This window comes from Paenibacillus sp. NRS-1781 (assembly GCF_050467745.1).
GTDB lineage: Bacteria > Bacillota > Bacilli > Paenibacillales > Paenibacillaceae > Paenibacillus > Paenibacillus terrae_A.
This window is the reverse complement of record NZ_JBITPI010000089.1, coordinates 1-4,651: the sequence shown is the minus strand read 5'-3', so window position 1 is coordinate 4,651 and position 4,651 is coordinate 1. Positions and strand designations below refer to the sequence as shown.

3 protein-coding genes and 15 tRNA genes are annotated in these 4,651 nt (G+C 42.1%); 1 reads left to right on the top strand and 17 read right to left on the bottom strand.

Features of this window, described 5'->3' with window-relative positions:
- Positions 1-132: 132 nt before the first annotated feature.
- Complete coding sequence (locus ACIFO6_RS23790; RefSeq protein WP_430044472.1) at positions 133-1,146, bottom strand: NADP-dependent oxidoreductase; 1,014 nt, start codon at positions 1,144-1,146, stop codon at positions 133-135.
- Between the two features lie 556 nt (positions 1,147-1,702).
- The gene (locus ACIFO6_RS23785) at positions 1,703-2,455 is read right to left on the bottom strand and encodes an SDR family NAD(P)-dependent oxidoreductase (protein WP_430044470.1); all 753 of its coding nucleotides are present in this window, start codon (positions 2,453-2,455) and stop codon (positions 1,703-1,705) included.
- Between the two features lie 474 nt (positions 2,456-2,929).
- Here ACIFO6_RS23785 and ACIFO6_RS23780 point away from each other — a divergent pair, with 474 nt between their 5' ends.
- Positions 2,930-3,142: a tyrosine-type recombinase/integrase gene (locus ACIFO6_RS23780; protein ID WP_430044468.1), complete on the top strand. Its 213-nt coding sequence runs from the start codon at positions 2,930-2,932 to the stop codon at positions 3,140-3,142.
- A gap of 48 nt (positions 3,143-3,190) precedes the next feature.
- On the opposite strand, the gene ACIFO6_RS23775 is transcribed toward ACIFO6_RS23780, so the two are convergent.
- From ACIFO6_RS23775 to ACIFO6_RS23705, 15 genes are all read right to left on the bottom strand, one after another.
- A tRNA-Leu gene (locus ACIFO6_RS23775) sits at positions 3,191-3,272 on the bottom strand.
- 11 nt (positions 3,273-3,283) lie between these two features.
- Positions 3,284-3,358 (bottom strand) — tRNA-Cys (locus ACIFO6_RS23770).
- Positions 3,359-3,370: 12 nt separating this feature from the next.
- Positions 3,371-3,442: transfer RNA gene (locus tag ACIFO6_RS23765), tRNA-Gly, on the bottom strand.
- Between the two features lie 7 nt (positions 3,443-3,449).
- Positions 3,450-3,524, bottom strand: a tRNA-Gln gene (locus tag ACIFO6_RS23760).
- A 12-nt stretch (positions 3,525-3,536) separates the two neighbouring features.
- Positions 3,537-3,609: transfer RNA gene (locus ACIFO6_RS23755), tRNA-His, on the bottom strand.
- 20 nt (positions 3,610-3,629) lie between these two features.
- Positions 3,630-3,703 (bottom strand) — tRNA-Trp (locus tag ACIFO6_RS23750).
- Positions 3,704-3,710: 7 nt separating this feature from the next.
- Positions 3,711-3,796 (bottom strand) — tRNA-Tyr (locus ACIFO6_RS23745).
- Between the two features lie 5 nt (positions 3,797-3,801).
- Positions 3,802-3,877 (bottom strand) — tRNA-Thr (locus tag ACIFO6_RS23740).
- 22 nt (positions 3,878-3,899) lie between these two features.
- Positions 3,900-3,972 (bottom strand) — tRNA-Phe (locus tag ACIFO6_RS23735).
- Positions 3,973-4,011: 39 nt separating this feature from the next.
- Positions 4,012-4,088: transfer RNA gene (locus ACIFO6_RS23730), tRNA-Asp, on the bottom strand.
- 24 nt (positions 4,089-4,112) lie between these two features.
- Positions 4,113-4,186, bottom strand: a tRNA-Met gene (locus ACIFO6_RS23725).
- Positions 4,187-4,212: 26 nt separating this feature from the next.
- A tRNA-Val gene (locus ACIFO6_RS23720) sits at positions 4,213-4,288 on the bottom strand.
- 69 nt (positions 4,289-4,357) lie between these two features.
- Positions 4,358-4,429, bottom strand: a tRNA-Glu gene (locus tag ACIFO6_RS23715).
- A 14-nt stretch (positions 4,430-4,443) separates the two neighbouring features.
- A tRNA-Ser gene (locus ACIFO6_RS23710) sits at positions 4,444-4,535 on the bottom strand.
- 3 nt (positions 4,536-4,538) lie between these two features.
- Positions 4,539-4,614, bottom strand: a tRNA-Asn gene (locus ACIFO6_RS23705).
- Positions 4,615-4,651 lie beyond the last annotated feature (37 nt).

Here is a 4,651-nt window from a genome sequence, read left to right as displayed (position 1 = left end):
TATGGTTAATCAACAGGCGTGGTTTTGACCAATACTTGATGTTTGTTTATTCTAGGAATAGGCAAGTCGTTGATGTGAGCTTCTAGCTTTTTTGAGTAGCCGTATATTTGTACTGCTTTCATCATTTTCTCCTTAAAAATTAATAATCACCTTCCCTTTTGGACGCCCATTTGCGACTAGTTCTAGCGCTTCATTAACATTGCCTATGGTAAATAGTGTTGGATGAATCGGTGGAACAATGTTGTTTTTTTCGATGATTTTGGTAATATTTTTTAGTTGTGCACCGTCAGAATGAACGAAGATAAAGCGGTAATCCACGTCGTGTTTCTTGGCTTTGTTGTCATACTTTGCGCCAACCACAGAAAACAGCTTTTGTTTCCACCATGGAAAGTTATTGTCTTCTGCGAAACGTCTATTGGGTCCTGTACGGAGAGAGAGCAATCTTCCGCCCGGTTTAATGATTTTTAATTCATTGTCAAATTCTTCGGCTCCCAAGGTATCAATCACATAATCGACATTCGACAACAAGTCAACATAGTTTTCTTTCGTGTAATCCAAATATTGATCTGCACCAATTTCCAAAGTGCGTTCGCGCGCTTGTGCGTTGCCACTAACAATGACATTTAGACCCATTGCCTTTGCGATTGGGACAGCCATTTGACCAAAACTACCCGATCCACCTGGAATGAAAACAGATTTGCCGGACTGTGCCTCAAGTTCTTCATGTAGACCTTGATACGCTGTGAGTCCAGTCAGTGCTGCAGCAGCGGCTTCCACGTAGGATAAGTTTTTTGGCATGGGGGAAATTGCGGCAGCGTCAATTGCGGCATATTCCGCAAAAGCACCAATTTTTTTTAGTGGGAGACGTGTATAGATATCGTCTCCTACGTAAAAGTTAGTCACATTTTTTCCGACTTTTTCGATAACGCCTGCCAATTCATTACCAAGCGTTAATGGGAATTCATAATTTTGAATCAGTTTCACGCTACCTGTGATAATCAACATTTCAAGTGGATTAACCGCTGCAGCTTTGACCTTTACCAAAACTTCGTTGTCAGCAATCTCTGGAATTGGAATGTCATTGACTTGGGCGTGGATTTTTTTTAAGTACTTGGTGATCTGAGCTGCTTTCATGAGTGTTTTCATTTTATTCAGCATCCTTCTTTTGAGTTACCTTCATTGTGTTTCTTGTATTTTTTCAAAGTAGCGATTAAGACAATAGTTTTCACTATTTCAATAGAAAAATGGGCACGATACTATACAGATAATCAAACTAATTAAGATCCACATCGGCCCATAGCGCCCGAATGCTGTGAAAACCTACCAGTATAGTGCAGTCCATACGTCAAGCACTGATTTTTAGGTTGATCCAAGAAACTATACAAATATAATTTTTTTTGACCTGAGTTTTTTTCTCATAACATTGATGACTCACAGATAAATTTATGGCGTACAATTTTTTAGTTGTACGCCATTTTTAAACACAACTGTCTATAATGTAGTTTAAGTTTAAAACTACTTTGTTATTTCCTATTTTTTGTTATAAATATAGAGAGCCACTTCCAGCGGAAGCCTGTTCTCTCTGCTCCAATCTCGTCAACGATGGCTTTTGCTATTTCAATGCGAAGCGAGCACATTTTCTATAGAGCCTCCATATTCATCCGTCCGCGTATGTTGCATGGATATGAATTTCCAGTCGGATTTAAAATTCTGAGATTATTGGATATATTGGCTGTCTCAAATTGAAATTATAGTTCTGGTCTACAATTCCTACCACTTCGTTGCTATCATAAAGATCCACCATGAAGCCCGCCATTTGCTTGGCAGTGTGATACTTAGGCATGTTTGCTTTAAAATCAAATTCTTCAGCATCTATTGATTTTTTCGCAAATTCCGTTTCTGTTATGGCTGGTGCTAATACTTTTGCCTTCAATTTCGCACCTTTCAGTTCCAGTTCTTTTGCAAGCCCTTCGGTGAAGGCACTAACATAATATTTAGTTGCAGAATAAGTAACACTGCTAACGGCAACAGCATAACCAAGTGCTGAAGATACGTTAATTAACTGAGTTCCTTCTATATCAGCATGATCGTGTGCATATAGAGTAGAGAGAATGGTTAAGGTTTCTATATTAACACGCAGCATAGCTTCAACTTTATCTAAATTCTGATCCACTACAAAAGAGGATTCACCAAGTCCGGCATTATTAATCCAAGTCTCAATTTGATACTCCTTTAAATCGTTATACAGGGTATAGGCCTGATCCGTAACCGACAGGTCACTTGTAAGAATAACAACGTCTAAATCTGAATTTATTCCCTGAATTTTTGATTTAAGCTCTTCTAATTTGTCCAATCTTCTAGCTACAATAATCAGGTTTTTGCCGCGATACGCAAAGGCCAATGCTGTCTCATATCCTATACCTGAGCTCGCTCCTGTAATAACTGTGTACTTCATACGATTCTCTCCCTTTTCAAAAATATTATTTAGACAATTATAGAATGATCATTCTACTTTAGTCAAAAAAATAATAGTTAGATCTGACTTGGTCTAAGCATAGCATTTTTAGAATGATCAGTAAAGTATTTTAATTCAAAATGACAATTTCTTAAATTTTACTCATGTTAATAAGTATATCGTGAAATTAGTTTCCAAACCTCAAGATTAGATCTTCAATCTCCTCAACGGTAAGAGCCAAGGAGGACTCAAGAAAAGCGAATTCGGCTATGCGTTCAATAAGTGCCAATACCGTGATAGATTATCACGTCAATATCCGCAAAGCTCTTCCATATGCAATGAAAACCAAAACAAACCAATCTTAGCTGATCCTGCCGATTTAGTGGAGCGTCCCAAAAAGATTAACTATGTGGCGAGCTTCTACGATGCGGAGGAAATAAATCCACTCTTGAAGGTAATCACTTTCCGATTATTTTGAAAAACCACAACTTGCGGCGTATTCGGTATCATGATCTTCGACATAGTTTCGCCAGTCAGCTGTTGGTCAGCGGTGTAGGCATGAAAGAGGTTCAGGAATGGTTGGGCCACAGCGATTACTCAACCACAGCCAATATTTATTCTCACCTAGTATACAGTTCAAAAGTTTCTTCAGCTCAGGCAATGAACGGGGTACTGAAAATCACATAAAAAAGTCCATTAGAGTAATATCTCTAATAGACTGTTAATTAATAATTATGGTACCGGCGAGAGGACTCGAACCTCCACGGTTTCCCACTCGATTTTGAGTCGAGCGCGTCTGCCATTCCGCCACGCCGGCATATTCAATTATGGAGGCGCCACCCAGATTTGAACTGGGGAATAAAGCTTTTGCAGAGCTTTGCCTTACCACTTGGCTATGGCGCCAGAGTATTACAAAGCGGACGACGGGAATCGAACCCGCGACCCTCGCCTTGGCAAGGCGATGCTCTACCGCTGAGCCACGTCCGCATTAAGATGGCTGGGGATATAGGATTTGAACCTATGCATGACGGAGTCAAAGTCCGTTGCCTTACCGCTTGGCTAATCCCCATTAAAGGTAAAGGGCGACCGATGGGGCTTGAACCCACGAATGCCGGAGTCACAGTCCGGTGCGTTAACCACTTCGCCACGATCGCCGCAAAGACAAAAAAAAATTTGGCAGGGGCAGCAGGAATTGAACCCACACCAACGGTTTTGGAGACCGTTGTTCTACCTTTAAACTATGCCCCTATAAAACTGGTGGAGGATGATGGATTCGAACCACCGAACCCGTAAGGGAGCAGATTTACAGTCTGATGCGTTTGGCCACTTCGCTAATCCTCCAAAAATGGTGCCGGCGAGAGGACTTGAACCCCCAACCTACTGATTACAAGTCAGTTGCTCTACCAGTTGAGCTACACCGGCACATAAATTATTAAATTAAAAGTGGCTCGGGACGGAATCGAACCGCCGACACGAGGATTTTCAGTCCTCTGCTCTACCGACTGAGCTACCGAGCCTTATTCTAAGGCTCTTTGAGAAGCAATTTATTACTAAAATGGCGGAACTGACGGGATTCGAACCCGCGATCTCCTGCGTGACAGGCAGGCATGTTAGGCCTCTACACCACAGTTCCAAAAGATTTCCTTAGGGAAATGAATTGCGGGGACAGGATTTGAACCTGTGACCTTCGGGTTATGAGCCCGACGAGCTACCGAACTGCTCCACCCCGCGACAATAATAGGTATTTACTTTTCAAATGGTGGAGGCTGAGGGGCTCGAACCCCCGACCCTCTGCTTGTAAGGCAGATGCTCTCCCAGCTGAGCTAAGCCTCCACAACGCATCACTTCACGTATTATACCATTATAAGCTTTTTATTTCAAGCTCTTTTATAAAATAGTTAATGACCCGTAGGGGAATCGAACCCCTGTTACCTCCGTGAAAGGGAGGTGTCTTAACCGCTTGACCAACGGGCCATACAAAAAAATTCTGGCGGAGAGAGAGGGATTCGAACCCTCGAGACGCTTTTGGCGCCTACACGATTTCCAATCGTGCTCCTTCGGCCAACTCGGACACCTCTCCATATGGCTCCCCGAACAGGACTCGAACCTGTGACAACTCGATTAACAGTCGAGTGCTCTACCAACTGAGCTATCAGGGAATAGTAATCATAAAGATTTGCTTGGCGACGTCCTACT